27 protein-coding genes and 1 tRNA gene are annotated in these 25,526 nt (G+C 63.5%); 20 read left to right on the forward strand and 8 right to left on the reverse strand.

The features are described 5' to 3' along the window. Positions 1-239: 239 nt before the first annotated feature. From NKJ90_RS11605 to NKJ90_RS11635, 7 genes are all read left to right on the forward strand, one after another. Positions 240-1,286 carry a glucokinase gene (locus tag NKJ90_RS11605; protein WP_023762616.1) on the forward strand — a complete coding sequence of 349 codons (1,047 nt, stop codon included), beginning with the start codon at positions 240-242 and terminating at the stop codon, positions 1,284-1,286. 78 nt (positions 1,287-1,364) lie between these two features. After that, positions 1,365-3,239, forward strand: a complete 1,875-nt coding sequence (locus NKJ90_RS11610) for an ABC transporter ATP-binding protein (RefSeq protein WP_023762617.1) — start codon at positions 1,365-1,367, stop codon at positions 3,237-3,239. Beyond that, complete coding sequence (gene dapB, locus NKJ90_RS11615; protein WP_023762618.1) at positions 3,236-4,072, forward strand: 4-hydroxy-tetrahydrodipicolinate reductase; 837 nt, start codon at positions 3,236-3,238, stop codon at positions 4,070-4,072. Before NKJ90_RS11610 ends, dapB begins: the two co-directional genes overlap by 4 nt. A 48-nt stretch (positions 4,073-4,120) precedes the next feature. Beyond that, positions 4,121-4,741 (forward strand): 2,3-bisphosphoglycerate-dependent phosphoglycerate mutase, encoded by a 621-nt coding sequence (locus NKJ90_RS11620; protein ID WP_023762619.1) that lies wholly within the window; start codon positions 4,121-4,123, stop codon positions 4,739-4,741. Between the two features lie 162 nt (positions 4,742-4,903). Further along, positions 4,904-4,988: transfer RNA gene (locus tag NKJ90_RS11625), tRNA-Leu, on the forward strand. A gap of 149 nt (positions 4,989-5,137) precedes the next feature. Further along, positions 5,138-6,817, forward strand: a complete 1,680-nt coding sequence (locus tag NKJ90_RS11630) for an FAD-dependent oxidoreductase (protein ID WP_023762621.1) — start codon at positions 5,138-5,140, stop codon at positions 6,815-6,817. Beyond that, positions 6,814-7,122, forward strand: a complete 309-nt coding sequence (locus NKJ90_RS11635) for a UBP-type zinc finger domain-containing protein (RefSeq protein ID WP_023762622.1) — start codon at positions 6,814-6,816, stop codon at positions 7,120-7,122. Before NKJ90_RS11630 ends, NKJ90_RS11635 begins: the two co-directional genes overlap by 4 nt. Positions 7,123-7,169: 47 nt before the next feature. Here the strand turns inward: NKJ90_RS11635 and NKJ90_RS11640 are convergent, their stop codons facing one another. Next, positions 7,170-7,652, reverse strand: coding sequence for a DUF2127 domain-containing protein (locus tag NKJ90_RS11640; protein ID WP_031261255.1), 483 nt, complete (start codon positions 7,650-7,652; stop codon positions 7,170-7,172). A gap of 38 nt (positions 7,653-7,690) precedes the next feature. On the opposite strand from NKJ90_RS11640, the gene NKJ90_RS11645 reads away from it, so the two are divergent. After that, on the forward strand, positions 7,691-8,233 hold the full coding sequence (locus NKJ90_RS11645) for a phosphatase PAP2 family protein (protein WP_023762624.1): 543 nt from the start codon (positions 7,691-7,693) through the stop codon (positions 8,231-8,233). A 32-nt stretch (positions 8,234-8,265) separates the two neighbouring features. Here NKJ90_RS11645 and NKJ90_RS11650 read toward each other — a convergent pair whose 3' ends face one another. Both NKJ90_RS11650 and NKJ90_RS11655 read right to left on the reverse strand, forming a co-directional pair. Further along, the gene (locus NKJ90_RS11650) at positions 8,266-8,646 is read right to left on the reverse strand and encodes a YkvA family protein (RefSeq protein ID WP_023762625.1); all 381 of its coding nucleotides are present in this window, start codon (positions 8,644-8,646) and stop codon (positions 8,266-8,268) included. 67 nt (positions 8,647-8,713) lie between these two features. After that, the gene (locus NKJ90_RS11655; protein WP_023762626.1) at positions 8,714-8,890 is read right to left on the reverse strand and encodes a hypothetical protein; all 177 of its coding nucleotides are present in this window, start codon (positions 8,888-8,890) and stop codon (positions 8,714-8,716) included. 202 nt (positions 8,891-9,092) lie between these two features. Between NKJ90_RS11655 and NKJ90_RS11660 the strand changes: the two genes are divergently transcribed. The 5 genes from NKJ90_RS11660 to NKJ90_RS11680 all read left to right on the forward strand — a co-directional run bounded on the left by NKJ90_RS11660 (position 9,093) and on the right by NKJ90_RS11680 (position 13,306). Beyond that, the gene (locus tag NKJ90_RS11660) at positions 9,093-9,449 is read left to right on the forward strand and encodes a hypothetical protein (protein WP_023762627.1); all 357 of its coding nucleotides are present in this window, start codon (positions 9,093-9,095) and stop codon (positions 9,447-9,449) included. Positions 9,450-9,573: 124 nt separating this feature from the next. Next, positions 9,574-9,945 (forward strand): hypothetical protein, encoded by a 372-nt coding sequence (locus NKJ90_RS11665; protein ID WP_352486111.1) that lies wholly within the window; start codon positions 9,574-9,576, stop codon positions 9,943-9,945. 106 nt (positions 9,946-10,051) lie between these two features. Then, positions 10,052-10,678: a CDGSH iron-sulfur domain-containing protein gene (locus NKJ90_RS11670; RefSeq protein WP_023762629.1), complete on the forward strand. Its 627-nt coding sequence runs from the start codon at positions 10,052-10,054 to the stop codon at positions 10,676-10,678. Between the two features lie 57 nt (positions 10,679-10,735). After that, entirely contained in the window at positions 10,736-11,038 is a 303-nt protein-coding gene (locus NKJ90_RS11675; RefSeq protein WP_023762630.1) for a cupredoxin domain-containing protein, read from the forward strand. Positions 11,039-11,263: 225 nt separating this feature from the next. Then, positions 11,264-13,306: a hydantoinase/oxoprolinase N-terminal domain-containing protein gene (locus NKJ90_RS11680; RefSeq protein WP_352486112.1), complete on the forward strand. Its 2,043-nt coding sequence runs from the start codon at positions 11,264-11,266 to the stop codon at positions 13,304-13,306. A 37-nt stretch (positions 13,307-13,343) separates the two neighbouring features. Here the strand turns inward: NKJ90_RS11680 and NKJ90_RS11685 are convergent, their stop codons facing one another. After that, positions 13,344-13,763, reverse strand: coding sequence for a hypothetical protein (locus tag NKJ90_RS11685; RefSeq protein ID WP_156938641.1), 420 nt, complete (start codon positions 13,761-13,763; stop codon positions 13,344-13,346). Positions 13,764-13,993: 230 nt separating this feature from the next. Between NKJ90_RS11685 and NKJ90_RS11690 the strand changes: the two genes are divergently transcribed. Beyond that, entirely contained in the window at positions 13,994-16,162 is a 2,169-nt protein-coding gene (locus tag NKJ90_RS11690) for a malate synthase G (RefSeq protein ID WP_023762634.1), read from the forward strand. A gap of 77 nt (positions 16,163-16,239) precedes the next feature. On the opposite strand, the gene NKJ90_RS11695 is transcribed toward NKJ90_RS11690, so the two are convergent. Then, complete coding sequence (locus tag NKJ90_RS11695) at positions 16,240-16,779, reverse strand: J domain-containing protein (protein WP_023762635.1); 540 nt, start codon at positions 16,777-16,779, stop codon at positions 16,240-16,242. Positions 16,780-17,138: 359 nt separating this feature from the next. Here NKJ90_RS11695 and NKJ90_RS11700 point away from each other — a divergent pair, with 359 nt between their 5' ends. Further along, entirely contained in the window at positions 17,139-17,381 is a 243-nt protein-coding gene (locus tag NKJ90_RS11700) for an exopolysaccharide production repressor protein (protein WP_023762636.1), read from the forward strand. A 4-nt stretch (positions 17,382-17,385) separates the two neighbouring features. On the opposite strand, the gene NKJ90_RS11705 is transcribed toward NKJ90_RS11700, so the two are convergent. The 3 genes from NKJ90_RS11705 to gshB form a co-directional block, all read right to left on the reverse strand. After that, entirely contained in the window at positions 17,386-17,670 is a 285-nt protein-coding gene (locus NKJ90_RS11705) for a TfoX/Sxy family DNA transformation protein (RefSeq protein WP_084025739.1), read from the reverse strand. Between the two features lie 87 nt (positions 17,671-17,757). Continuing rightward, the gene (locus NKJ90_RS11710; protein WP_023762638.1) at positions 17,758-19,290 is read right to left on the reverse strand and encodes a YifB family Mg chelatase-like AAA ATPase; all 1,533 of its coding nucleotides are present in this window, start codon (positions 19,288-19,290) and stop codon (positions 17,758-17,760) included. A 176-nt stretch (positions 19,291-19,466) separates the two neighbouring features. Next, a complete protein-coding gene (gene gshB / locus NKJ90_RS11715) occupies positions 19,467-20,408 on the reverse strand; it encodes a glutathione synthase (RefSeq protein ID WP_023762639.1) in 942 nt (313 codons plus the stop codon). 335 nt (positions 20,409-20,743) lie between these two features. On the opposite strand from gshB, the gene NKJ90_RS11720 reads away from it, so the two are divergent. The 5 genes from NKJ90_RS11720 (at position 20,744) to NKJ90_RS11740 (ending at position 25,490) form a co-directional block, all read left to right on the forward strand. Then, positions 20,744-22,093 (forward strand): putative bifunctional diguanylate cyclase/phosphodiesterase, encoded by a 1,350-nt coding sequence (locus NKJ90_RS11720; protein ID WP_023762641.1) that lies wholly within the window; start codon positions 20,744-20,746, stop codon positions 22,091-22,093. A 166-nt stretch (positions 22,094-22,259) separates the two neighbouring features. Beyond that, positions 22,260-23,027: an SDR family NAD(P)-dependent oxidoreductase gene (locus NKJ90_RS11725; protein WP_023762643.1), complete on the forward strand. Its 768-nt coding sequence runs from the start codon at positions 22,260-22,262 to the stop codon at positions 23,025-23,027. Further along, the gene (locus NKJ90_RS11730) at positions 23,024-23,977 is read left to right on the forward strand and encodes a 2-dehydro-3-deoxygalactonokinase (RefSeq protein ID WP_023762644.1); all 954 of its coding nucleotides are present in this window, start codon (positions 23,024-23,026) and stop codon (positions 23,975-23,977) included. Before NKJ90_RS11725 ends, NKJ90_RS11730 begins: the two co-directional genes overlap by 4 nt. Continuing rightward, complete coding sequence (locus tag NKJ90_RS11735; RefSeq protein ID WP_023762645.1) at positions 23,974-24,615, forward strand: 2-dehydro-3-deoxy-6-phosphogalactonate aldolase; 642 nt, start codon at positions 23,974-23,976, stop codon at positions 24,613-24,615. The genes NKJ90_RS11730 and NKJ90_RS11735 overlap by 4 nt, the downstream gene beginning before the upstream one ends. Then, a complete protein-coding gene (locus tag NKJ90_RS11740; protein WP_023762646.1) occupies positions 24,615-25,490 on the forward strand; it encodes an SMP-30/gluconolactonase/LRE family protein in 876 nt (291 codons plus the stop codon). The genes NKJ90_RS11735 and NKJ90_RS11740 overlap by 1 nt, the downstream gene beginning before the upstream one ends. The last annotated feature ends 36 nt before the right edge of the window (positions 25,491-25,526 follow it).

Consider the following 25,526-nt stretch of genomic DNA (forward strand, 5'->3'; position numbering starts at 1 on the left):
TAGCGCGATTTTTCCAAGCCTCTCCCCTCACGGGGAGAATGCGATTATCGCCGTTCGGAGTCCAGATGGGGGCCAGTTCAAAACTATGATGGCCCGTTTTGCGAAACAGTGGCCGTTTGGCCGCAGAACCGGCCGCAGCGCGCCCGTGGATTCGAAAACCGTTTCCCTTTTCAAACTCATGCGCTAGTCAACGGGAGAGCGGCTAGATGCCGTCAGGGGCGCCGGAGACGGACGAGAGCATGCCAGGCACAGGCGACGACGATACTTTGTTGCGGTTTCCGATCCTGATCGGCGACATTGGCGGCACCAATGCGCGCTTTTCGATCGTGCTCGATGCCAATTCCGAGGCCGGCGAGCCCGCCATCGTCCAGACCGCCAACTACAACACCATCGACGAAGCAATCCAGGCGGTCGTGATCGATCGCTCATCGGTGCGCCCCAACTCCGCGGTGCTGGCGGTGGCCGGCCCGGTCGACGGCGACGAGATCGAGCTCACCAACTGCCCGTGGATCGTCAAGCCGAGAAAAATGTTCGCCAGCCTCGGGCTGAGCGACATCGTCGTGCTCAACGATTTCGAAGCGCAGGCGCTCGCCGTCGTCGCGCTCGGCGAGGAGCATATGGAAAAGATCGGCGGCGGTACGCCGGAGCCCAATGCCGGTCGCGTCGTGCTGGGTCCGGGAACCGGTCTCGGCGTCGCCGGGCTGGTCCATGCGCTTCACCGTTGGATACCGGTGCCCGGCGAGGGCGGCCATATGGACATCGGCCCGCGCACGCCGCGCGATTTCGAAGTTTTCCCGCATATCGAGAAGCTCGAAGGCCGCATTTCGGGCGAGCAGATCCTGTGCGGACGCGGCCTGGTCAACGTCTACCGTGCGGTGGCCAAGGCGGACGGCAAACCGGCGCCGTTCACCACGCCGGCCGAAGTCACCGCCGCCGCCCTGGCAAAGACCGATCCGGTTGCGGAGGAAGCGCTGGAGACCTTCGTCACCTGCCTCGGGCGCACCGCCGGCGATCTCGCTCTGGTGTTCATGAGCCGTGGCGGCGTGTTCCTCACCGGCGGCATCGCGCAAAAGATCGTGCCGGCACTGAAAGCCGGCAATTTCCGTGCTGCCTTCGAGGACAAGGCGCCGCACAGCGCGCTGATGCGGACCATGCCGGTCTATGTCATCACCCACCCGCTGGCCGCACTCCTGGGCCTTGCCGCCTACGCCCGGAACCCCTCGCTGTTCGGCGTCCAGACGGCAGGCAGGCGCTGGCGCGACGAAGTTAGTCACCCCAAGGCATAGGCAAGCCGGCTGCTTGGCGTTAAGAGGGGTGCCGAATTGCCCGGCCGCGGGAAGCGGAAACCTACGAAGCGCTCCGATTTGACATTTCAGCCTCCCAATTTGTCGAAACCCCGTGCTGGCGAGATCGTGGCGGTCATCCGCCGCATTCTCCAGGAAAACGGCCGCGAATATCGCGGCGCGTATATTTTCACGATCCTTTGCCTGCTGACCGTGTCGGCGACGACGGCGCTTGCCGCCTGGATCATGAGCCCGGTCGTCAACCAGATCTTCTATGAACGGCGCGGCGACCTGATCCCATGGATCTGCGCGGCACTGCTCGGCGCTTTCATCCTGCGCGGCCTTGCCGGCTACGGCCAGGCGGTGACGATGGCCAAGATCGGCAACAATCTGGTGGCGCGCTACCAGCAGCGCATCTTCAACCATCTGATGAAGCTCGGCGTCTCGTTCTTCAACGACACAAGGTCCGGGCGGCTGGCCGCGCAGGTCAACGAAAACGTCAACGGCATTCGCGACCTTTTGTCGATGACGGTGACCTCGACGGCGCGAGACGCCGTCTCGCTGATCGGCCTGGTCGGCGTCATGATCTATCAGGATCCTATACTTTCGCTGAGCTCGCTGCTGATCGGGCCGCCGCTGATCTGGACAGTCACCTACCTGATGCGCCGGGTGCGCCGCATCACGCGCGAATCAGTGCAGATCAACTCGCGACTGATCGGCGCCATGCAGGAGGCCACGCAAGGCATTGCCATCGTCAAGGCCTTCACCATGGAGGACGAGCTGTCGCGCCGCATCAGCAAGCTCGCCGAGGACGCGGAACAGCGCTCGAACAAGATCGCCCGCGTCTCCGAGCGGCTGACGCCGGTTTCCGAACTGCTGGCCGGCATCGCCTTCGCCAGCGTCATCGCCTATTCCGGCTACCGGGCCACCGTTCTCGGCCAGCCGCCGGGTGCGGTGTTTTCCTTCATCACGGCGCTGACGCTCGCCTATGATCCGGCCCGCCGGCTGGCGCGCATGCAGGTCGGCATGGAACGCGCGCTGGTCAATGCGCGCATGATCTATGAGCTTCTCGACATCGAGCCGCAGCAAAGTGACGCGCAAGGTGCCGCCGAGGCGAAATTCACCTCCGGCGAAGTTCGCTTCGACAACGTCTCCTTCCGCTATGTCGAGGAGGCGCCGGTCCTGCACGATTTGAGCTTTGTCGCCGCCGCCGGCAAGGTCACGGCAATCGTCGGCGCTTCAGGCGCCGGCAAAACGACATTGGTGGCGCTGCTGCAGCGCTTCTACGACGTCGATGCGGGCACGATCGAGATCGACGGCCAGGACATCTCCAAGGTCACCAAACAGTCGCTGCGCGGCTCCATCGCCTATGTCTCGCAGCAGCCTTATCTGTTCGAAGGCACCATTCGCGACAACATCCGCTATGGCCGGCTGGGCGCCACCGACGCCGAGATCGAACAGGCCGCAAGGCAGGCCGCGGCCGACGACTTCATCCGCCAGCAGCCGCAGGGCTATGACACGCCGGTTGGAGAGAATGGCGTGACGCTGTCGGGCGGCCAGCGCCAGCGCGTGTCGATTGCGCGGGCCATCGTGCGGCAGGCGCCGATCCTTTTGCTCGACGAGGCGACATCGGCGCTCGACAACGAGGCCGAAGCCCGCGTTCAGCAGGCGCTCACCCAGGTCATGGAAGGGCGCACCACCATCGTCATCGCGCACCGGCTGTCGACGGTGGTCAACGCCGACCACATCATCGTCATGGAACAGGGCCGGCTGGTCGAAGAGGGCACCCATGCCTCGCTGATGGCCGATCCGCACAGCGTCTATGCGCGTTTCCACCGCATCCAGGGCGTCAAGGGCCTGGGGCTTGTCGACGACAGCGCACCGATCCAGACTTCGGCCCAAGGCCCAATTCGCAACATCGAGACGCAGAAGAGCATCGCCGGGAGCACGACATGAGCGAGACGCCCGCAACCGACAGGATCGATATGGGCCTGGTGGTGGTCGGCGCGGCCGGCCGCATGGGCCAGACCCTGATCCGTGCCATCCACACCATCCCCGGCGCGCGGGTCATCGGCGCCATCGAGCGCGCGGGCTCACCCCATCTGGGCAAGGATGCGGGTGAACTCGCCGGCGTCGGCCGCATCGATGTGGCGATCGGTGATGATCCGCTACCCGTCTTCGCCAGGGCCGATGGCGTGCTGGATTTCACCACGCCGGCCTCATCAGTCGAGTTCGCCGGCTACGCGGCGCAGGCGCGCATCGTCCATGTCATCGGCACCACCGGTTGCTCGGCCGACGACAACGCCAGGATCGCCGCGGCGGCGCGTCATGCGACGATCGTCAAGTCGGGCAATATGAGCCTCGGCGTCAATCTTCTGGCGGTGCTGGTCGAACAGGCGGCGCGCGCGCTCGACGCCGACGATTTCGACATCGAGATTCTCGAAATGCACCACAGGCACAAGGTCGATGCACCGTCGGGCACCGCACTGCTGCTCGGCGAAGCCGCTGCCGCCGGGCGTGGCATCGCGTTGGCCGGCAATAATGTGCGCGTCCGCGACGGCCATACCGGCGTGCGCAAGACGGGCTCGATCGGCTTTGCTACGCTGCGCGGCGGCTCGGTGGTCGGCGATCACAGCGTGATGCTGGCCGGCACCGGCGAGCGCATCACCTTGGCACACCATGCCGAGGACCGCGCCATCTTCGCCCGCGGCGCCGTCAAGGCGGCCCTGTGGGCACGCGGCAAGAAGCCGGGATTGTATTCGATGCGGGACGTGCTCGGCCTCGGCTGAGCGGCCAATCCGCCAACTTGCCAATCTGCCAACCCGAAGGGAGCAAACATGTCGAGAACCCTCGTGCTCGTGCGCCACGGCCAGAGCGAATGGAACCTGAAAAACCTGTTCACCGGCTGGCGCGATGTCGATCTGACCGAGCAGGGCCACGCCGAGGCCAAGGCCGCCGGCCAGAAACTCAAGGCGCGCGGGCTGAAATTCGACATCGCTTTCACCTCGGCGCTGATCAGGGCACAGAAGACCTGCCAGCACGTTCTCGACGCGGTCGGCCAGAGCGATCTGAAAACCATCCGCGACCAGGCACTGAACGAGCGCGACTACGGCGATCTCTCCGGCCTCAACAAGGACGACGCCCGCAAGAAATGGGGCGAGGAGCAGGTGCATGTCTGGCGCCGTTCCTATGACGTGGCGCCGCCCGCCGGCGAAAGCCTGAAGGACACCGGCGCCCGGGTCTGGCCCTATTACCTGCACGATCTGCAGCCGCATGTGCTGCGCGGCGGCACGGTGCTGGTCGCCGCGCACGGCAACTCGCTGCGCGCGCTGATCATGGCGCTGGACGGCAAGTCGGGCGAGGAGATCGTCAAGCTGGAGCTTGGCACCGGCGTGCCGGTCATCTACCAGCTCAACGCCGATTCGACCGTGGCTTCGAAGGAAGTGCTGGAGGGCTGACAGTCCTTCAGCCGGCAAGCGGCCGGCCGTTCTTGATCGAGCATGATCTCTGGACAAACGGAAACTGTTTGTCCGAGAAAACCAGTTCCCACTTTTCGGGATCATGCTTTGAAAAAAGCGCGTTGACACACATCGCTCGCCCGCTTACATCAGCCCGCACCAGCCCAGATGGCGGAATTGGTAGACGCGCACGGTTCAGGTCCGTGTTCCGCAAGGAGTGGAGGTTCGAGTCCTCTTCTGGGCACCAAATTCCCGTTTCGAACCATTCGACGGTTCAGAAACTTAGAGAAAAAGCCCGGTTTGTCCGGGCTTTTTCTTTGCCGCCAACCTCCCCTTCCGGCCAGGCGCCGAACAAACCACTTCAAACCGCGCGACCCCTTCGCTACGCTCAAAGCCATGTCTCAATCCACTAACCCGATCTTCGGCGCCCGTCGCGACCAAGCCTTCCCGACGCTGGCCGAGGCGGACATCGATCGCATGCGCCGGTTCGGCGAGGCCAGCTTCTATGCCGCCGGCGAGAACATCATCACCGCAGGCGATGTGGCGCCCGGCTTGATCGTCGTGCTGTCGGGCAAAGTGGACATCATCCAGGGTGGCGGGCTCGGCCGGCGCGAGACGATCGTCACCCATGGACCGGGCAGTTTCGTCGGCGAACTGGCGCAGCTTTCGGCGCGTCCCTCGCTGGTGAATGCGCAGGCCGCCGATCCTGTGGAGGCGTTCGTCATCCCCTCGCAGCGGCTGCGCGACCTGATGGTGCAGGAGGCCAATCTTGGCGAGCGCATCATGCGGGCACTGATCCTGCGCCGCGTCGGGCTTTTGGAAAGTTCCACCAGCGGGCCGATCATCATCGGACCCCAGGACAACAGCGACGTGTTGCGGCTGCAAGGTTTCCTTGCTCGCAGCGGCCAGCCGCACCGCGTGCTTGATTCCGAGAGCGATCCTTGCGCCAAAACACTAGTCGAACGCTTCGATGTCGACCCTCACCATCTGCCGATCGTGCTGTGTCCGAACGGCAGGCTGCTGCTCAATCCCGGTGAGAAGGATCTCGCCCGCTGCATCGGCCTGCTGCGGCCGATCGATGCCGACAAATTATACGACGTCGCCATCGTCGGCGCCGGACCGGCGGGGCTGGCGGCTGCGGTCTATGCGGCTTCAGAAGGGCTATCGACCATCGTGCTCGATTGCCGTGCCTTCGGTGGACAGGCCGGTGCCTCCTCGCGCATCGAGAACTATCTCGGTTTCCCCACGGGCATTTCGGGCATGGCGCTGATGGCGCGCGCCTACAACCAGGCGCAGAAATTCGGCGTCGAAATGGTGATTCCGGACGAGGTGAAGCTATTGAGTGCCGCCACCGGCAATGCCCGCTACACGCTCGATGTCGGCGACGGCGAGACTGTGCGCACCCGCAGCGTGGTGATCGCCAGCGGCGCGCGCTATCGCCGCCTCGATGTCCCGAACCTGGCGCAGTTCGAGGGAACGTGCGTGCATTATTGGGCGTCGCCCATCGAAGGCCGGCTTTGCGCCGGGCAGGAAGTAGCACTTGTCGGCGCCGGCAACTCTGCCGGACAGGCGGCGGTCTACCTGGCCAGCCACGCGCGCAAGGTGGCGTTGCTGGCACGCGGCGGCAGCCTCGAAGCCAGCATGTCGCGCTATCTCGTCGAGCGCATCCGGGCGCAGCCGAACATCGAGGTGCTGACCGGAACCGAGGTCGAAGCCCTGGAAGGCGACGGGGGCAATCTTGCTGCCGTGCGCTGGCGCAATCGCGTAAGCGGCGAGGAAACGACGCGCCCGATCCGCCATCTCTTCCTGTTCATCGGAGCCGACCCGAACACCGACTGGCTGGCGGACTGCGACGTGGCGCTGGACGCCAAGGGTTTCGTGCGCACCGGATCGGACCTGGGATCGGCGCAGATGGAGACGAGCCGCAGCGGCGTATTCGCCATCGGCGACGTCCGCTCAGGCTCGGTCAAACGGGTCGCTGCGGCTGTCGGCGAAGGTGCCCAGGTGGTCGCGGCCTTGCATGCATATCTCGCGCTCGGCAACGCCAACGCACCTCTAACGCCCGGGAGACCATGATGGATGAATGCAGGCATACGCGCGACATCAGGAAGGTGACGCCGAGCGCGCTCGGCTGCGAGGAATGCCTGAAGAGCGGTTCGGAATGGGTGCATCTGCGGCTCTGCCGCACCTGTGGCCATGTCGGCTGCTGCGACGACTCACCCAACCGCCACGCCACCAAGCATTTTCACGCCACCAGGCATCCGATCATCGAGGGCTACGATCCGCCGGAAGGCTGGGCATGGTGCTATGTCGACGAGGTGTTTATCGACCTCGGCGAGGACGTGACCCCGCAGAACGGCCCGATCCCGCGCTTTTATTGAGGCCGTGCGGCGTTCAGGGAACAGGGACGAGGCCGGTAGTTCAACTGTCATGCTGGCCTGTGCTGTCGCACGATCTTCCACTCGTGCCATATCAGCATCATGACGACCGCATCGAAGACGGTCAGGACCAGCAGGCCGAACGAAAGGGTGTATGAGTAGCGGTAGATCTGATAGGCCATGAACAAACCCAATGCCGCGAGCGACGCCGGATACGCCCAGAGCTTGCCCCTCAAGAGCCCGACAACCAGGGCCAGCTTTATCAGGCCGTGGCTGAGCAGGTAGAAGGCGTAAAACTCCTTGCTGGCCAACGAAAAATGGCTGGCCATCTGCGACAGATAGCCAGCTATGAAATCGTTCGGATCTTCGATCAATTCCTCTGCGGTGACTGCATTGACCCAGGCGGCAATGGCATTGGTGGTGACGACATAGAGCAGGATCCCGCCGATGCATTCGATCAGGGCATGCGCGCCCTTGAGCCAGACGCCGACTTCGAAAATCTGATGGATGCGGTGTTCATCGACGGGCTTCAAAAATCCACCTCCCGAACAACTGCGGAAACCGATGCCAAATGGATGCAGCATTAACGCACTGGATAGACACCGAGGCCGGTATCAGCCCTTTTCTTGATAAGACAATGACCGGCGTCTCACAAATCGGCGTTCCCCTCATGGTGCTGGCCGTGGTCCTGCAATGGTGGGCGAAGGCCGACCGCTACCACGTTCGTCACGGCGCCGTGTCGGCCGGTCTGGCGTTCTTGCTCGGCCTGGCGATCAATCAGTTCATTCTTCTGTTCGTGCATCGGATACGGCCCTACGACGCCGGCGTGACACATCTGTTGATTGCGCCCAGTGCCGACTGGTCATTCCCATCCGATCACGCGACAGCCAGCATTGCAATTGTTGCGGCCTTTGCGATGCAAGGCCTCCCGCGCCGGACGATCGCGCTTTTCATCATGGCATTCCTGATCTGCTGGTCGAGAATCTACATCGGGACGCACTACCTGACCGATGTTGTCGGTGGGGCCCTCACCGGCGTCCTGGGTGCCATCGTGGTGCGACACGCCTACCGCGAGAATTCCCGTCTGGACAATCTGGTGACCAAAATTCTTTAGCTGCGCTCCGCGAGCTGGGCGCGACTTCAAGATCAGCCAGCGAAGTATCGATATCCCAGCCATGCCGCCAGCGCGACCGAAGTGACCCAGATACAAGCGATGATAACCGCCGCGATGCGGCTCACCGGCCTGTCAGCGGCAAGGGCGGCGGCCTCCCGGTGTTCCGCCATGACCTCGGGTGGTATCATCTTGACAACCGCAAGGATACCCAAGGGGACCAGGATCACATCGTCGAGGTAGCCAAGCACAGGGATGAAATCGGGGATCAGGTCGATTGGGGACAAGGCGTAGCCTGCGACGCACACGGCAAGTGCCTTGGCATACCACGGCGTTCGGGGATCACGCGCGGCAAGGTAGAGCGCATGCACGTCGCGCTTGATCGTTCGCGCCCACTGGTTCAATGCCGCAGCCATTGGATGACCTTAGCGCCAAACGACAATGCGCTGATAGCTCCCGATCACCGCCTGCTATCAGGCCGTTTTATCGCACGGAGCCGGTGACGGTCCGGTCAATATCGGGAACGGATTTGCGTTCGTTGCCGGCGAGTGCCGCGATGATCAGCAGGCTTGCAACGACCGGGACAAACAGGATTGCAACGCGGGCTTGCACATAAAAAATGGCGCGCCATTCATTGCGCTTGTCGGGGCTGTTGCTCATCATACTCACTTTATCAGGCCCCCCGGCCGTGACATAGCCGCGAACGGTTAAGCAACTCCTTACGACTTTGTTAATGGGCGGAATTGAGGCGAAGGCTGCCGACGAGATCCTCGCAGGCTTGGACAGGAGATGGTCGGCGTCGCGGCTTCCTAGTTCCCTGCTTGCATGCGATTCTGCCGTGATGATTCGGGAGATCGAGACCGTGACGCTGTTTCGCATGGCTGTGCTTGCAGTCCTGGTCTTCACCGCCCCGGTGCGGGCCGCCGACATGGCCTTTTTCATCAAGAACCTGCGCAAGGAAGCGGTTGCTGTCGAGCTGTTCAGCCGCGACCGCGAAACGGTCTGGCCGGGCAACGACAAGGTGTTCCTGATCGACCCCAGCTCGCAGAAATCCGTGCCGCTCTCGTGCAATCAGGGCGAACACATCTGCTACGGCGCCTGGGTCGATGGCAACGACGGCATTTCCGCCGGCGTCGGACCGGACAATGACCAGCCCTGCGACACCTGCTGCTTCATCTGCGTGGAGCACTCGACCGAGACGATCGATCTGGTGCCATAGGGGAGACGCACGCCGATATCCCCAAAATCAGTTCGGGAATTGTTGCAATCATCCCTTTAGCGATTCACCGCAGCATGCGATGGTCGCCGCGCGGCCGGATGGGCCGCTACTTCAGGGGGTTACCATGCTTTACACCTACGCGCGCCGCACGTTGGTCGCGCTTTCTCTCGTAATGGCGTTCGCGCCGGCGGCACATGCCGACGACGTCACCTTTTCCATCAAGAACGGCCATCCCAATGCCATGCGCGTCGAACTGTACAGCCAGGACCGTGACTATGTCTGGCCGGGTAACGACAAGGATTTCTACCTCGATGACGGCGAGACCAAGCAACTGCCGATATCCTGCAACGCGGGCGAATCGATCTGCTATGGCGCCTGGGTCGATGGCGACGAAGGGACCTATTGGGGTGTCGGCCCCGGCAACAAGGAAAAATGCGAGGATTGCTGCTATACCTGCAACGGCGGCGAAACCGAGGAGATCGACCTGGTCCCCTGACCGGGTTGCCAGCTTGACGGTTATCCTGCCGAACCCCTAGCCTGCGCGAATACCCAGAGCGCCGAGTTGGTTGACGCGACGCGCGCCAGGCAGAAGGAGCACGGCAATGGCCGGTATGGTCGAAGGCGACAAGATCGACGTCGGGTTTTCCGGCAGGCGCTGCATCCATTCGCGAAACTGCGTGCTTGGCGATCCACATGTCTTCGTGCCCAACGCTCCGGGCCAGTGGATTCATCCCGAGGCGGCAAGCGTCGAGAAGATCGTCGCCATCGCCGAAAGCTGCCCCTCGGGCGCCATCACTTACATCAGGAAGGATGGCGGGCCGCAGGAGCAGCCGCCGGTGGTCAACACCGTACGGCTGCGGGAAAACGGTCCGCTGGCGGTGCATGCCGAGATCGTGCTCGACGGCGAAACATTTTACCGCGCCACGCTGTGCCGCTGCGGCGCTTCCGAAAACAAGCCGTTCTGCGACGGCAGCCACAACAAATCAGGTTTTGCCGCCACCGGCGAGCCGCCGCTGAAGGACACGCCGGCGCTGGAGGCGAGGAACGGCCCGCTGACGGTGACGCCGACCACCAACGGCCCGCTCAAGCTCGAAGGCAATGTCGAGATCGTCACCGGCACCGGTCACACCGTCGATCGTACGCAACGAACCTTCCTCTGCCGCTGTGGCCATTCCGCCAACAAGCCGTTTTGCGACGGTACGCATAAAAAGATCGGCTTCGTGGCATGAAAGACAGTTCGGCAGCGTTAGTGTAGGATGAGGGTCCGCGCTCAGGAGGAATCCATCATGCGCACTATGCTCGTACTCGCCCTGCTTGCCTTTGCCATGCCCGCTTACGCAGCCAATCATGCGGTCCAGATCAAGGGCATGAAATTCAACCCGTCGAAGATCTCGGTCGCCGTCGGCGATACCATCACTTTCACCAATGCCGATCCGATGACGCACACCGCCACCGCACTTGACGGCTCCTTCGACACCGGCCATCTCGCCACCGGCAAGAGCGCCAAGGTCAAGATATCAGCTGCAGGGGCACACCCATTCCATTGTGCGATCCATAGCTCGATGAAGGGCACTGTCGCGGCGAAATAGCGGCATCTCGCTCGACTTTCTTCCGGCATGGCGCGAAGATTTTCGGCGCCGGCGGGAGATGGTTGCTAGCGTTGCGGCCAAAGCTGGCGATCTCCTCCGGAGGAGGGAGATCAAATCCTCATCACGGCCATCGCGTGTTGGCCCAGCGGTCGCGGCTTTATCGCCCGGCCTGTATCGGCTAAGGGCAGGGGCAGATAAATTCGCCAGCCGGACCGCCGCCAAACGATGACCGCCAAGACCAAGCCAAAGCCGCTGTTCCTAGGGATCGACACCGGCGGAACCTATACCGATGCCGTGCTATGGTCCGAGACGGAAGGCAAGCAAGAGGAGCCCAACAAGGGCAAGGTGCTGGCCAAGGCCAAGGCGCTGACCACCAGGCATGATCTCGCCGTCGGCATTTCCGGCGCCGTCGATGCGGTGTTGCAGAAGGCCGGCACCGATCCCGCCGCCATCAAACTGGTCTCGATGTCGACGACGCTTGCCACCAACGCGCTGGTCGAGGGCCAGGGCGGCCGCGTCGCGCTGGTGATGATCGGCTTTTCCGAGGGAGACCTCGCCCGCGACGGACTGAAAGCCGCGCTCGGCACCGACCCGGTGGTGTTTTGTCCGGGCGGCCACGACGTGCATGGCAATGCCGCCAAGCTCGATCTGTCCGGACTGGAGGCGGCTCTGCCGGAACTCGGCGCCTCGGTCTCCGGCTTCGCCGTCTGCGCCTATTTCGCCACCCGCAATCCGGCGCATGAGATCGCCGCCCGCGAGCTGATCCGCGAAACGACCGGCCTGCCGGTCACGTCGAGTCACGAACTGTCTGCCAAGCTCGGCGGCCCGCGCCGGGCGCTGACGACGCTGCTCAATGCCAGGCTGATCTCGATGATCGACCGGCTGGTGGCGGCGACCGAAGGCTTCCTCGAGCAGCGCAACATCGCGGCACCTTTGATGGTGGTGCGCGGCGACGGCGCGCTGGTTTCGGCGGCGTTCGCCCGCCAGCGGCCGATCGAGACCATCCTGTCCGGCCCGGCCGCCAGCCTGGTGGGCGCCCGCCACATGACCGGGCTCGACAATGCGATGGTGTCCGATATCGGCGGCACCACCACCGACGTCGCCGTGCTCGATGGCGGCCGGCCGCGGCTCGATCCGGAAGGCGCCACCGTCGGCGGCTTCCGCACCATGGTCGAGGCTGTCGCCATGCGCACCTTCGGCCTCGGTGGCGATTCCGAAGTGACGCTGGAAGATGGCGCCCTCAACCCAAGGATCCTGCTCGGGCCGCGCCGCCTGGTACCACTGGCGCTGGCCGGCATGGCGCATGGCAGCGCGATCACATCGGAGCTGGAGCGCCAGCTGCGAGCGCCCAATCCCGGCCGCATGGACGGCCGCTTCGCGGTGCGCACCGGCGTGCCGGACCGGCTCGCCGCCGGTCTCACCGGCGCCGAAGCCAAGCTTTACGAGATGATCGGTGCCACGCCGCTCGCCATCGACAGGCTTTTGACGTCGAACGCGCAGAATGCAACGCTCAACCGGCTGGTGTCGCGCGGACTGGTGCATATCGCCGGCTTCACCCCTTCGGATGCCGCCCATGTGCTGGGCAAGCAGGCAAACTGGGATCCGGTTGCCGCGCGTCTCGGTGCCGAACTGTTCGCGCGCAAGCGCGACGGCCGTGGCCAGTTCATCGCCGCTTCGCCCGAAGTGATCTCGGAGCGGGTGCTGGTGACGCTGACCCGCTGGTCGGCCGAATATATCCTCGAAACCGCCTTTGCCGAGGACGGGCTCGATGGTGCCTCGACGGTGGCGCACGCGCTGGTGCAGCGCGCGGTTGACGCGCATCCCGGCATTGCCCGGCTGAGCGTGGCGCTCGACCGCCCGGTCATCGGCCTCGGCGCCTCGGCGCCGCTGCACTATGCCGGGCTGCCGCCCTTGATCGGCAATGACTGCGTGGTGCCTGAGGATACCGATGTCGCCAACGCGCTCGGCGCCGTCGTCGGCCAGGTCAGGGTATCGGCCGAGGCGCGGGTCAGCCAGCCCAGGGAAGGGCTGTTTCGTCTTGCCTCGGGTGAAACCGTGCGCGATTTCCTCGACGAGGCGGCAGCGATCGCGGCGGCCGAAGCCGATGTCCGCGCCATCGTCGCGGGGCGCGCGAAGGAAGCCGGCACCGACAGCGCCGAGATTGATGTCACGACCGAATTCCGCGTTTCCACAGTCGAAGCCCAGCGCATGTTCATCGAGGCCCATGTGGTGGCGGTTGCCGCGGGCCGGCCAAGGATTGCGGTGTGAGCGCGTTGGCGCATTGAACAAATGCGCATGGCACCCGTCAGATGGAAGATTTCGGCACAGTAAGTCGCTCGAACACTGCGTGCACCCGTATTCGACTGCCGTTCGGGTCGATGATCTGCATGATCAGAAGCAGCTTATCTTGACGAATCTTGAAGGCTGCCGACAAGGTTCTGGCCTTGGCGCCCGCCGATGCCGACCCGGGCCAACTGCCGCTTCCGATCAAGGCCTGTTCCCCACTGATCATTTTCGCTTTCAGATCGGCGGTCCACCCATTGCTCGCATCGACCTGAAGGTCTGGATCGCTGCGGATAACCACCGTGCAATCGGCACATTTGCCTCCCGTTGAGTAGACCTGCCGCCATGTGCCAACGAACTCGACATCTGCAGCAGCGACGGGAGCGACGCTCGCGAATGCAACAAAGAGTGAAACGACAGTAACCCAGCTAAATCTCAACATCGGCATACTCCAAAAATGCCTGCCTTATTTGACAGACAATGTATAAGACCGGATTTACTGGAATGAGAAAATTGACGATATATGCGATTGGCATGGCCACCTGTGCCATGACATATCGTTTCGCTTGGTATGACGAAGGCTCCAAAAACGCCACCTTCACCCTAAGCTGAATTGACCCGGCAAACCTGGCATGCCAAAGGCCCGCAAAGCCTTTCATCTGGAGTAGCCTGATGACCGATCGCATCGAGATCGCCGGATTGCGGATCGCCCGCGAGCTGCATGAGTTCGTAGCCAGGGAAGCACTGCCCGGCACCGGCATCGAAGCGGAGGCGTTCTGGAACGGGCTTTCAGCCATCGTCCACGATCTGGCGCCGAAGAACCGGGCGCTGCTCGAAAACCGTGACGCCATGCAGGAAAAGCTCGACGGCTGGTATCGCGACAACGGCGCGCCCGTCGACCTGGAGGCCTACAAAACCTTCCTCAGGGAAATCGGCTATCTCCTCCCCGAAGGTCCGGCCTTCAGCGTGTCGACCGACAATATCGACCCGGAAATCGCGGTCGTTGCCGGCCCGCAGCTGGTCGTGCCGGTGATGAATGCGCGTTATGCGCTGAACGCCGCCAATGCGCGCTGGGGATCGCTCTACGACGCGCTCTATGGCACCGACGCGATCCCAGAGACGAGCGGCGCCGAGAAGGGCGGCAAATTCAACCCGGCGCGCGGCGCCACGGTCGTCGCCTGGACAAAGAGCTTTCTCGACGAGGCTGCCCCGCTCACCTCGGGCAAGTGGGCAGGCGTGAATGGCCTGTCGGTGGCCAATGGCGCTCTGAAGCTCGGCGCCGGTGCCGGCTCGACGACGCTTGCCGATCCCAAACAATTCGTCGGCTATCGCGGCGATGCCGCCAATCCCGGTGCCGTGCTGCTGGTCAGAAACGGCCTGCACATCGAGATCGTGATCGACCGCAACAATCAGATCGGCCGCACCGATCCGGCGGGGATCGCCGATGTCATTCTGGAATCGGCGTTGACCACCATCCAGGATTGCGAGGATTCGGTCGCGGCAGTGGATGCGCAGGACAAGGTCGTCGTCTACCGCAACTGGCTCGGACTGATGAAGGGCGATCTGGCGGAAGAGATCACCAAGGGCGGCAAGAGTTTTGTCCGCAGGCTCAATCCCGACCGCTCCTACACCGCGCCCACCGGCGGCACGCTGACCGTGCCCGGCCGCTCGCTGATGCTGGTCAGGAATGTCGGCCACCTGATGACCAATCGGGCGATAACGGACCGCGACGGCAACGAGGTGCCGGAAGGCATCATGGATGCAGCGCTGACGGCGCTGATCGCGCTGCATGACGTCGGACCCAATGGCCGCCGCGCCAATTCCCGCGCCGGCTCGATGTATGTGGTGAAGCCCAAGATGCACGGGCCGGAGGAAGTCGCCTTCGCCGTCGAGATATTCGACCGTGTCGAAGCCCTGCTCGGCATGGCCAAAAACACCATCAAGATGGGCATCATGGACGAGGAGCGGCGCACGACCGTCAACCTCAAGGAAGCGATCCGCGCGGCGAAGGAGCGCGTGGTGTTCATCAACACCGGCTTCCTCGACCGCACCGGCGACGAGATCCACACCTCGATGGAAGCTGGCCCGATGATCCGCAAGGGCGACATGAAGCAGGCCGCCTGGATTTCCGCCTATGAGGCCTGGAATGTCGACACCGGGCTCGAATGCGGCCTGGCGGGTCATGCCCAGATCGGCAAGGGCATGTGGGCGATGCCTGATTTGATGGCAGCTATGCTGGTCGAGAAGATCGCCCACCCGAAGGCCGGCGCCAACACCGCCTGGGTGCCGTCGCCGACGGCGGCGACACTGCATGCCACACACTACCACAAGGTCGATGTCCATGCCGTGCAAGCAGCACTCAAGACCCGGCCCAAGGCCAAGCTCGATGATATCCTGTCGGTGCCGGTCGCGGTGCGGCCGAACTGGTCGTCCGAAGACATCCAGAAGGAACTCGACAACAACGCGCAAGGCATTCTCGGCTACGTCGTGCGCTGGATCGACCAGGGCGTCGGCTGTTCGAAAGTGCCTGACATCAACGATGTCGGCCTGATGGAAGACCGTGCCACGCTACGCATTTCTTCGCAGCACATCGCCAACTGGCTGCATCACGGCGTGTGCACGCAGGACCAGGTGATGGCGACGATGAAGCGCATGGCTGCGATCGTCGACCGCCAGAACGAAGGCGACCCGCTCTATCGACCGATGGCGCCGGACTTCGACAACTCCATCGCCTTCCAGGCCGCCTGCGACTTGGTCTTCAAAGGCCGTGTCCAGCCCAATGGCTACACCGAACCGGTGCTGCACGCGCGCCGGCTGGAGCTGAAGGCGAAGCAGGGCTGAACAGCCACAAGCGGCCTGCCGCTGCCGTGAATGGGGCGGCGGATATTCGACCTGGGTTTCCAGCCAGCGATAAGGCCTCAGGAGGCTCTGTGGTCCAGGAGCCGAACGACGGGATCGCGACGGTGTTCGGAGTTGGCGCGATCGACGCCTTCTACCGTAATCGCGATCGTTCCATTTTCCACTCTTGCTATCCAGCCTTTTGCTTTCAGGTACCAGAGATGAAATTCCAGGTGTTCTCGCGGGCAGCCTGACAGGCGTTCGAGTTCTACATCTCCGATCCCAGGATTGGTGACGTCGTGCCGGCGCTTCGCGTAAAGCAGCGAGAGGAGTTTGGCCTGGATCACGACATCCCGCTCAATGCCTTTGGTGCTGCTTGCTTCCTCGGTCAATTCACGGCGAAGGCTGGCATTATCCCTGTACGCGATGTCGTATTGAGCGCGCTTTACCGGATCCTTGAGCGTATTGTGCGCTTCTACGATTTCGCTGAAGCGGGTTTCATCGCCGGTCTGTTGATTGTCTGGATGATAGCGCATCGCAAAATAGCGAAATATTCGCTCCAGCGTTTCCGAATTGGCGTTCGGGCTAACTTCCAGGATTTCGTAGTAGTCGATGAACATTGCCGACACCCCCAAACCCCAATCATATTCGTATTGTCTAAGCTAAGGAACATCCAATGCAACAGCCAAGACCTTAGTCGGGCGCCGATAACGGCCATCCTTCCGGTGAAGGGGTGAGAAAAATGGCCGACGCCCGTCCGGTGGGGGGCCGTTGGGTGATGCGGACGCCGGCCAAGCGGACAATCAGGTCCGCCGCACTGCAGACATGGCCGATTCGTGAGAGACCGGTTATGGCGTGATCGCGGAAGCCAACGTCGCGTCGCCATCGTGACGAGGTGCGCGCCTTGATCGTGTAGGCTTGCAAATTTGCTAAATTAGTGAAAACTTAACTAGCGGCTGGTCAAGCGGGTGGCAAAGCGATGTATTTTCCGCAGTTCCTGGTGGGCATGTCCGCCACCACGATCTTAGTGGCGATCTGGGCCTATATTGAAGCCGGATCGATCTGGGTGGCGTTCGTATGGGCCATTCTTGCAATGGTCATACTTCAGGTAGGATACGTCGGCCTCGTGGTTCATTTGATAATCAGGCGAGCACCGGAAGTGTCCGACGCCCGTGCGACGCCGGCAGACCCAACGTCACCGTTGATGTTGTGGCCTTTATGAATGCTCATTCAGCAGGGTCGGCTTGCCGCGCGATCACATAGCGAGCCTGCCGCCGCAGATGCTCCTTGGTTCCGCTGTCGAGCGCCCGCCAGTCACAACCGCGGATCGCCGCCTCCATCGCATAGAGTGCGTTGATCGTTATGTGCTGTCCGAACCGGAACTTCAGACGGTGATAAGCCTCAACCGCGCCTAGACCCCGCAAATCCTCCTCACAGAGAACATCGATTTCCGCCAGCATCCGCGCCGTAGCTGGTCCGAGGTTTCTCATGTCTTCGATGCGAGTGCTCATGGCTGGGCCCCGGCGCGCTCACAGTGCGCAAGATAGTCCCTATGGGATTTGCCACCTTCTCCGGGAAAGCGGTGCCTCACCTGCCCGTCAAGCCGCCTGCGCCATGCGCTCCGAACTCATGCGGTAGGAAATTGCCTCCGCCAGGTGGATGCGGCCGACGGTTTCGCTGGCGTCGAGATCGGCCAACGTGCGCGCCACCTTCAGCACCCGGTGATAGGCGCGGGCGGAAAAGGCGAGCTTCTCGCTGGCGTCCTTGAGCAGCGACAGGCCGGCGGCGTCAGGCATGGCGATCTCCTCGATGACCGAGGGCGCACAATGCGCGTTGGTGGTGGCGCGGGTGGCGCCGAGCCGTTCGAAGCGCTCGCGCTGGATGGTGCGGGCGCGCGCCACGCGCAGCGCCACTTCGGCGCTCTTCTCCGCCCGGTCGGGCCGGATCAGATCGCTTGCCGACACCGCCGGCACTTCGATCCTGAGATCGATGCGGTCGAGCAGCGGGCCCGAGATGCGCGCCTGATAGTCGGTGCGGCAACGCTCGCCGCGCAGGCAGCGATAGCCCGGCTCGCCAGCCATGCCGCAGCGGCATGGGTTCATCGCCGCGACCAGTTGGATGCGCGCCGGATAGGTGACACGATGATTGGCGCGCGCGATCATGCAGTCGCCGGTCTCGAGCGGCTGACGCAAGGCATCGAGCGTCTGCGGCGTGAATTCGGGAAACTCGTCGAGAAACAGCACACCATGATGGGCAAGCGACACTTCGCCCGGCCGTGCACGTACGCCACCGCCGACCATCGCCGCCATCGAAGCCGAATGGTGCGGGGCGCGGAATGGCCGCCGGTCGGTCAACTTGCCTTCACCGAGTTCGCCCGCCACCGAGGCGATCATCGAGACCTCAAGCAATTCCTTCGGCGCCAGCGGCGGCAGGATCGACGGCAGCCGCTGCGCCAGCATCGATTTTCCCGACCCGGGCGGGCCGATCATCAGAAGGTTATGTCCACCGGCAGCTGCCACTTCCAGGGCCCGCTTGGCGGTCTCCTGGCCCTTGATGTCAGCAAGGTCGGGCAGGTCGCGCGCCGCGGCGTGGATGCCGGCTTCCGGCCGCGACAGCACCTGCGTGCCGCGAAAATGATTGGCGATGGCGATCAGGCTGCGCGGCGCCAGAATGTCGATTTCCTTGCCCGCCCAGGCCGCTTCCGGCCCGCAGGCAAACGGGCAGATGAGGCCCTTGCCCTCTGCATTGGCGGCGATGGCCGCCGGCAAGGCACCGGCGACCGCGGCAATCGTGCCATCAAGCGACAATTCGCCAAGCACGACATAGCCGGCCAGCATGTCGCCCGGAATGGCGCCCAATGCCGCCATCAGGCCAAGCGCGATCGGCAGATCGTAATGGCTGCCTTCCTTCGGCAGGTCGGCGGGCGCCAGATTGACCGTGACTTTCTTCGACGGCATCGACAGGCCCGAGGCATGAAGCGCCGCCTGCACCCTCTCGCGACTTTCGGCCACCGCCTTGTCGCCAAGGCCCACGATATGCATGTTGACCTTGCCGGGCGCGATCATCACCTGCACGTCGACCGGCACGGCCTCGATGCCCTGGAAAGCGACCGTGCGAACCCGCGCCACCATTTTCCCACCCCGAATGTGGGCTTGCCCGAGCCCGCGCCATTAGGGCGTTGGAGCCCTTTGGCGAGACAATCACAATTCCCCGGCCAAATCAAGAACATTACAGGAACGCATGAGCGCGTAGGTTGCAGTCGGATAGAGCTCGGTTGCAATGCCAAGTTAAGACGAAATGAAGACGGTTACTTCCGTTTGTCCTCGATCGCGTCCCAGAACAGGCTGGCGATGTCGGCGCCGCCGAAGCGCTGCACTTCGCGCACGCCGGTCGGCGAGGTCACGTTGATCTCGGTCATGTAGTCGCCGATGACATCGATGCCGACGAGGATAAAGCCGCGCTCTTTCAGCGATGGCCCGATGCGGGCGCAGATCTCGCGCTCGCGTTCCGTCAACTCGGTCTTTTCGGCGCGACCGCCGACATGCATGTTGGAGCGGGAATCGTGTTCGGCCGGCACCCGGTTGATGGCGCCGACCGGTTCGCCGTCGATCAGGATGATGCGCTTGTCGCCCTTGCGCACGTCCTTCAGGTAGCGTTGCACGATATAGGGCTCGCGGAACATCTGGCCGAACATTTCGAGCAGCGAGGCAAGGTTGCGGTCGGCCTCGTGCAGATGGAAGATGCCGGCGCCGCCATTGCCGTAGAGCGGCTTGATGATGATGTCGCCGAACTCCTTGCGGAAGGCGGCCACCTCCAGCGGGTCCTTGGTGATCAGCGTGTCCGGCATCAGATCGGGAAACTCGGTGACGAAGATCTTTTCGGGGCTGTTGCGCACCCAGGCCGGGTCGTTGACCACCAACGTCTTCGGATGGATTCGCTCGAGGATATGCGTGGTGGTGATATAGTTCATGTCGAAGGGCGGATCCTGCCTGAGCAGGACCACGTCCATCTCCGACAGGTCGGTGCGCACCTTCTCGCCCAGCGAATAGTGGCTGCCCTTCTCGTCGCGCACCTGCATTTCCTCGATGCGGGCAAACACCTTGCCGTCGCGCAGCGACAGCCGGTCGGGCGTGTAGTGGAACAGCTGGTGGCCGCGCCGCTGCGCTTCCAGCGACAGCGCGAACGAGGTGTCGCCAGCGATCGACACGGTGGAGATGTGGTCCATCTGGACTGCGATTTTCAGCTTCATGGCGGTCTCCGGCGGACTCGGATGGGACGACTGTCTTGCCTGTACAGGCTCACTGTCCGTCTGCCAATCGCGACATTCCAGGATTGGCATAAGCAAGTCGCAAAACCAGGCCGGCATTGATCTTGCCGGCCATGTGCAGACAGGCGAGGCGCCGGGTCATCCAGTGGCGGGAAACGACGGGAGTTGTGCGTGAAAACAACGGCTTGACACGCCCCACGTCGACCTTCCCGAAGGTGATGCGCTTTACCCGTGAAAAATCCATTTGGCGATACGTTTCCTAAAGGGTTTGCTGCCAGTCTCGCAATAAATTCCGACGTCACAAAACAGGGACACCGATGCAAACTTCGTTTGGCACCGGTCAGGCAAACAGGGAGAGCACGGATCTGGCATTCACAGATCCGTTGACCGGGCTTGGCAACCATCGCCGGTTCTTCGACAAGGTCGATCGCCTGATCAGTGACCGTGCCGACGACCCCGCACCTTTTACCGTCGGGATTCTCGACCTCGACGGCTTCAAGCCGATCAACGACCTGTTCGGACACAAGGCCGGTGACGATATCCTGATCCAGGTCGCGATGCGGCTACGCGCCTCGATGGACGGCTACTCCACGGTCTGCCGCATCGGCGCCGACGAATTCGCCTTTCTCTATCCGATGGTGTTCAGCGAGGAGGCGGCGGCTGAAAAATCCCGCATGCTGATCGAGATCCTGTCGGCGCCCTACGATGTCGGCGAACGCACCGCCAGGCTCTCGGCCTCGGTCGGCTGCTCGCTGTTCTCTTCGGGCGACGAGACCACCGAGATCCTCATCAACAAGGCGGAGACGGCGCTCTATCACGCCAAGCGATCCGGACGTGGCCGCGTCGTCGTCTACACCCGCGAGATGGAAGAAGCGGCCAAGCGCGTCACCCGTATCGAACAGGCGCTGCGCCGCGCTGTCTCGGCCGGCGAGGTGGAACCGCATTTCCAGCCCATCGTCGATCTCAACACGCGCCGCACCATCGGCTTCGAGACGCTGGCGCGCTGGACCGATCGCGACCTGGGCTCCGTGACGCCAACCATCTTCATTCCCATCGCCGAGGAGCGCGGCATCATCGGCCCGCTGTCGCAGCTGGTGCTGCGCAAGGCGACCGAGGCGGCCCGGAGCTGGCCGAAGGATCTGTTCCTGTCGTTCAACCTGTCGCCCTCGCAGCTCGTCGACCAGAACACCGGCCTGCATATATTGGCGATCCTCGAGCGAACCGGCTTCGATCCGCGCCGGCTGGAAATCGAGATCACCGAGACCGGCCTGATGAACGATCCTGCCTCGGCCGCGCAGATCGTCGAGGACCTGCGCCGCGTCGGTATCCGCGTCTCGCTCGACGATTTCGGCACCGGCCAGTCCTCGCTCGGCCGCTTGCGCGAATTCCATTTCGACAAGCTCAAGATCGACCGTGCCTTCGTCTCGTCCATTCTCGACGATCGCCCCTCCGAGCACATCATCCGCGCTATTCTTGCCATGTGTGAGGGGCTCGGCATGGACGTCGTCGCCGAAGGCATCGAGCAGGAAGCGCAGGCCGATCGCCTGGTCCAGTTCGGCTGCGCCGGCGGCCAGGGCTATCTGTTCGGCAAGCCGGTCGATGCCGACGCCACGCTCGGCTATCTCCGCGATTCCTTCCGCGGCGCCCTGCGCGCCAAGGCGATCTGACCGGCGATCTCGAAGCCGCCGCCGATCCCGAAGCCGCCGCTGTCCGCAATCCAGTGCGGCGCATTGTCGTTTTGTCTGACATTAGCCCAAAAATCCGACCATTCGCCCTTGCCCGCGCAACTTGCGTGGCTAGGATGCGCGCCGGTCACGCTCGGAGAGAAAAGATATGATGCCATCGGCGAATTTTGCCGACCTGGAAGGCGCTTCGGTGCTGATCACCGGCGGCGGCTCGGGAATTGGCGCGGCACTGACCGAGGGGTTTGTGCGCCAGGGCGCCAATGTCGCCTTCATCGACATCGCCGACGGTCCAAGCACGATACTTGCCGACCGCATCGAGAAAGAGTCCGGCCGGCGGCCGCTGTATCTCAAGACCGATTTGCGCGATGTCGAGGCCTTGCGGGCTTCGGCAGCCAGGGCGGCAGAGGCGCATGGCGATGTCACAGTGCTGGTCAACAATGCCGCATGGGACGAACGCCACGCCGTCGAGGACGTGACGGTTGAGTACTGGGACAACAATCAGGCGATCAATCTGCGGCCGCATTTCTTCACCGCGCAAGCGGTGGCGCCGGGCATGAAGCGCGCCGGCGGCGGCTCGATCATCAACTTCACCTCGACATCCTATCTGATCAACCACCCCGACATGCCGTCCTACACGGCCGCGAAGGCCGGCATCCTCGGCCTCACCAAGGGGCTGGCGGGCAAGCTCGGCGTCGACGGCATCCGCGTCAACGCCATTGCGCCCGGCTGGGTGATCACAGAGCGGCAGAAGGAACTCTGGGTGACCGAACAGGCGCTTGCCGCCCATGTCGCCAAGCAGTGCATCAAGCAGGTGATGCAGCCGGACGACATCGTCGGCACGGTGCTGTTCCTGGCCTCTGACGCCTCGCGCATGCTGACCGCGCAGATGCTGATCGTCGATGGAGGCTTCCTGTGAGCCCAGCCAGCAACGCACCGGCGGTCGCCGCCGTCGACTGGGGCACGACCCGCATGCGGGTCTGGCTGGTCGACGGACAAGGCAAGGCGCTAGCCGAACGCCGTGGCGATGATGGCCTGATCACCGCCCAGCAAAAGGGCTTTTCGACCATTCTCGAAGGGCATCTGGCAGCGATGGGAGCACCGGAAGCACTGCCCGTCATCATCTGCGGCATGGCCGGCTCCCGCCAGGGCTGGCTGGAAGCGCCGTATGTGGCGGTGCCGGCGCCGCTCAGTGCCATTCTCGGCGGTGCTGCCAAAGTGCCCGGCCAGAGCCGCGACATCCGCATCGTTCCGGGGCTTGCCCAGCGTCTGGCCGACGCGCCCGATGTCATGCGCGGCGAGGAAACCCAGCTTGCCGGCGCCGGCCTGCCGGCCAAGGGGCGCCAGTTGGTCTGCATGCCAGGCACCCATTCGAAATGGGTGCTGGTCGAGGACGGCACTGTTGCCGGTTTCGGCACCTGGCCGACCGGCGAACTGTTTTCCGTGCTTGCCGCGCACTCGATCCTGCGCCATTCGCTAGGCGAACATCCGAAGCCTGTCACGGCAGACAATCCGTTCTTCCGCCGCTGGTGCGAAACCGCATTGGCCGAAGGCGGCGATGTCACCTCGCGGCTGTTCTCCATTCGCGCCGCCGGCCTGCTTCAGGACCTGAAAGCCGACGATGCCGCCGCCTGCCTGTCCGGGTTGTTGATCGGTGGCGAAATCGCCTCGGCCAGCCGTCGTCACGGCGCCGGCGCGGAGCCCGTCGTGCTGGTGGCATCCGGCGCGCTGGCCGCGCTTTACAGTGAGGCGCTTGGCCTCGCCGGGCTTGCAGTCCGGGTAGTCGATGCCGACGAGGCGGTGCGTGCCGGGCTCATTGAAGCCGCGCGCGAGAACGGCATGATCGCCAGAATTGGAGCAGCCTCATGAGCCAGACCGCACCTTTTCCCAAGCTCAAGCGCGGCTTGGTCGCCATCCTGCGCGGACTGAAACCGGCCGAGGCGATTGCCATCGGCCAGGCATTGTTCGACGCCGGCATCGAGGCGATCGAAGTGCCGCTCAATTCGCCGGAGCCGTTTTCGTCGATCGCCGGGATCGTCGAAGCGCTACCGAAAACGGCTCTGGTCGGCGCCGGCACGGTGCTGACGCCGGCCGATGTCGATGGCCTGCACAAGGCCGGCGGGCGGCTGCTGGTCAGCCCCAACATCGATGCCGAGGTGATGGCGCGCGCCATGCACTATGGCATGGTCACCATGCCCGGTGTGTTCACGCCGACCGAGGCCTTCCTGGCGATCAAGCTAGGCGCTTCGGCGCTGAAGTTCTTCCCGGCGAGCGTGCTGGGTGCTGCCGGTATTTCCGCGATGCGCGCGGTGTTGCCGGCGCAAACACTGGTCGGTGCTGTCGGCGGCGTCTCCGAAAAAGATTTTGCCGGCTACAAGGCGGCGGGCGTGACGGCCTTTGGACTTGGTTCCAGCCTGTTCAAGCCGGGCATGAGCGTCGACGAGGTGGCCGGGCGGGCCCAGGCGGCGGTGACGGCCTGGGATGCAGCATTCGGCGGAGACGTGTGATGGGCGAGGTTTCGGTTTTCTCCGATCATATCTGCCAGCTCGGCGAAGGGCCGAGCTACGATCCCGCCACCGATGCGCTGTTCTGGTTCGACATCGTCAACGGCCTTTTGCTGGAGCAAGGCGTCGCCTCCGGCGCGCTCAAGATCCACGAGCTTGGCCAGATGGCGAGCGCAATCGCCGTCATTGATGACAAGCGCCAGCTGATCGCCACCGAGACCGGCCTTTTTGTTCGCGACGTGGGGACAGGCGCGCTGACGCTGCACACAGCTGTCGAGGCCGACAATCCACTCACGCGTTCCAACGATTCGCGCGTCCATCCCTGCGGCGCCTTCTGGGTCGGCACGATGGCCAAGGACGAGAGCAAGGGCGCTGGCTCGATCTACTGGTTTTTCAAGGGTGAGCTGCGCAAGCTGTTTTCCGACATCACCGTCTCCAATTCGATCTGCTTTTCCGAAGATGGCGCGCTCGCCTACTACACCGACACTTCGACCGGGTTGCTGATGCGCGTCGCTTGCGATCCGACCACCGGCCTGCCCATCGGCGAACCGAAAATCTTCGTCGATCACCGCTCGTCCAAGGGTTTTGTCGACGGCTCGGTGGTCGACCGCGACGGCGTGCTTTGGAACGCCGTCTGGGGCGGCAAGGTGGTCAAGGCCTATTCGCCTGAAGGCGCGCTGCTGCGCGAAATCCCGATGCCGGTGACGCAGCCATCCTGCCCGGCCTTTGTCGGCAAGAACGCCGGCCGGCTGGCGGTCACCTCGGCCTGGAAGGGCAAGGACGAGAAGCAGCGCCAGCTCGATCCGCAGGCTGGTATGACCTTCCTGCTCGATATCCCCGTCAACGGCCGCTTCGAGCCGCGCGTGCTGATCGCCTGAACTGCATTCTGCGGTCGGCCGGTGTGCTGTCACGCA

The organism is Mesorhizobium sp. M0051, assembly GCF_040323235.1.
Taxonomy (GTDB): domain Bacteria; phylum Pseudomonadota; class Alphaproteobacteria; order Rhizobiales; family Rhizobiaceae; genus Mesorhizobium.

Coding starts and splice junctions, on each gene's coding strand:
- NKJ90_RS11605 (WP_023762616.1), top strand. CDS start 240: ATGCCAGGCACAGGCGACGACGATACTTTGTTGCGGTTTCCGATCCTG.
- dapB (WP_023762618.1), top strand. CDS start 3,236: ATGAGCGAGACGCCCGCAACCGACAGGATCGATATGGGCCTGGTGGTG.
- NKJ90_RS11620 (WP_023762619.1), top strand. CDS start 4,121: ATGTCGAGAACCCTCGTGCTCGTGCGCCACGGCCAGAGCGAATGGAAC.
- NKJ90_RS11630 (WP_023762621.1), top strand. CDS start 5,138: ATGTCTCAATCCACTAACCCGATCTTCGGCGCCCGTCGCGACCAAGCC.
- NKJ90_RS11635 (WP_023762622.1), top strand. CDS start 6,814: ATGATGGATGAATGCAGGCATACGCGCGACATCAGGAAGGTGACGCCG.
- NKJ90_RS11645 (WP_023762624.1), top strand. CDS start 7,691: ATGGATGCAGCATTAACGCACTGGATAGACACCGAGGCCGGTATCAGC.
- NKJ90_RS11650 (WP_023762625.1), bottom strand. CDS start 8,646: ATGGCTGCGGCATTGAACCAGTGGGCGCGAACGATCAAGCGCGACGTG.
- NKJ90_RS11655 (WP_023762626.1), bottom strand. CDS start 8,890: ATGAGCAACAGCCCCGACAAGCGCAATGAATGGCGCGCCATTTTTTAT.
- NKJ90_RS11665 (WP_352486111.1), top strand. CDS start 9,574: ATGCTTTACACCTACGCGCGCCGCACGTTGGTCGCGCTTTCTCTCGTA.
- NKJ90_RS11670 (WP_023762629.1), top strand. CDS start 10,052: ATGGCCGGTATGGTCGAAGGCGACAAGATCGACGTCGGGTTTTCCGGC.
- NKJ90_RS11675 (WP_023762630.1), top strand. CDS start 10,736: ATGCGCACTATGCTCGTACTCGCCCTGCTTGCCTTTGCCATGCCCGCT.
- NKJ90_RS11680 (WP_352486112.1), top strand. CDS start 11,264: ATGACCGCCAAGACCAAGCCAAAGCCGCTGTTCCTAGGGATCGACACC.
- NKJ90_RS11685 (WP_156938641.1), bottom strand. CDS start 13,763: ATGTTGAGATTTAGCTGGGTTACTGTCGTTTCACTCTTTGTTGCATTC.
- NKJ90_RS11690 (WP_023762634.1), top strand. CDS start 13,994: ATGACCGATCGCATCGAGATCGCCGGATTGCGGATCGCCCGCGAGCTG.
- NKJ90_RS11695 (WP_023762635.1), bottom strand. CDS start 16,779: ATGTTCATCGACTACTACGAAATCCTGGAAGTTAGCCCGAACGCCAAT.
- NKJ90_RS11700 (WP_023762636.1), top strand. CDS start 17,139: ATGTATTTTCCGCAGTTCCTGGTGGGCATGTCCGCCACCACGATCTTA.
- NKJ90_RS11705 (WP_084025739.1), bottom strand. CDS start 17,670: ATGAGCACTCGCATCGAAGACATGAGAAACCTCGGACCAGCTACGGCG.
- NKJ90_RS11710 (WP_023762638.1), bottom strand. CDS start 19,290: ATGGTGGCGCGGGTTCGCACGGTCGCTTTCCAGGGCATCGAGGCCGTG.
- gshB (WP_023762639.1), bottom strand. CDS start 20,408: ATGAAGCTGAAAATCGCAGTCCAGATGGACCACATCTCCACCGTGTCG.
- NKJ90_RS11720 (WP_023762641.1), top strand. CDS start 20,744: ATGCAAACTTCGTTTGGCACCGGTCAGGCAAACAGGGAGAGCACGGAT.
- NKJ90_RS11725 (WP_023762643.1), top strand. CDS start 22,260: ATGATGCCATCGGCGAATTTTGCCGACCTGGAAGGCGCTTCGGTGCTG.
- NKJ90_RS11735 (WP_023762645.1), top strand. CDS start 23,974: ATGAGCCAGACCGCACCTTTTCCCAAGCTCAAGCGCGGCTTGGTCGCC.
- NKJ90_RS11740 (WP_023762646.1), top strand. CDS start 24,615: ATGGGCGAGGTTTCGGTTTTCTCCGATCATATCTGCCAGCTCGGCGAA.